At 28.1% G+C, this 1,107-nt stretch carries 2 protein-coding genes; both read left to right on the top strand.

The window, feature by feature from the left end:
- The first annotated feature begins 192 nt into the window (after positions 1-192).
- Entirely contained in the window at positions 193-309 is a 117-nt protein-coding gene (locus V7083_RS23660; RefSeq protein ID WP_335482667.1) for an aspartyl-phosphate phosphatase Spo0E family protein, read from the top strand.
- A 106-nt stretch (positions 310-415) separates the two neighbouring features.
- On the top strand, positions 416-772 hold the full coding sequence (locus V7083_RS23665; RefSeq protein ID WP_335482669.1) for a response regulator transcription factor: 357 nt from the start codon (positions 416-418) through the stop codon (positions 770-772).
- Positions 773-1,107: the final 335 nt, after the last annotated feature.

Consider the following 1,107-nt stretch of genomic DNA (forward strand, 5'->3'; position numbering starts at 1 on the left):
TAAATAACGAATAGGAATACATTCCTATTCGTTATTTATGTCGAAAAATAGGAATGGTAGTGGATATGAAAATATGCCTTATTTTTGGATAATTAAGGCAAAGGTTAACACTATCTGCGTGGTAGGAAGGTGGTGGTTTATATTATAGTAACTTCAAACAATAATAATTATAAATATTTAAAGTGTCAAGTCATGAAAAAAAGAGGTGAATTATACGATCTAGTAAGAACATATGGGTTAACAAGTCAAGAGGTTCTTAAATGCAGCCAAGAATTAGATAACCTATTAAATAAACTAAGTAAAATATAGATAAATACCATCAAGATAAGTTACTAATAAGGAGTATTTTCATAGAGCCTTTAAAGGAATATTCTTTTAATAAATAATTAAATAAAAGATCCCAAGGAGGGTTTTTTTGCCTAAAAAAATACTTATTGTCGACGATGAGATAGGAATTTGTAAACTATTAAAAATATATTTGGAAAAGGAATCCTTTATAGCTGACATAAATGGGAACGGCAGGACTGGATTAATAAAGGCATTAAATCAACATTATGATTTAATCATATTAGATTTTTTACTTCCAGGTATTAATGGATACCAAGTTTTAACAAAATTAAGAGAGATAAAATCAACACCGGTCATCATAGTATCTTCTCAAGATGATGAAAATGTTATGACCTTCTTTATGAAATCCGGAGCTAATGAATTTGTAGTAAAGCCATTTGATTGTAAAAGTATGATGGATAAAGTAAAAAAATTAATAAGTTAACCCTTTAAAATTACAGGTAATTAGTAGATTTTTTATCATTGATTGAGTAATTTTTTGATATATTCCACAATTTATCTGCACACTTATATAAGTGAATTAATATTCGGTTTTCCTGGGAAAGTGAGTTTGAGGATATGTTAACAATAAGGGGTGTATTAAATGTTGTTAAATGAACTGGCTATAAAATATGGAAAAAAGGCATTATATAAAAAGAATGACGGTTTAATATACACATGAATAATGGACTTTATTACATTAATCGCGGGACTGTTAAATTGTTATACGGACATTCAAAAGATTAGGTTATTGCTGCCGATTTTTTTAAAAGAGGGGGA

Source organism: Bacillus sp. JJ1764 (assembly GCF_036962145.1).
Lineage (GTDB): Bacteria > Bacillota > Bacilli > Bacillales > Cytobacillaceae > Neobacillus.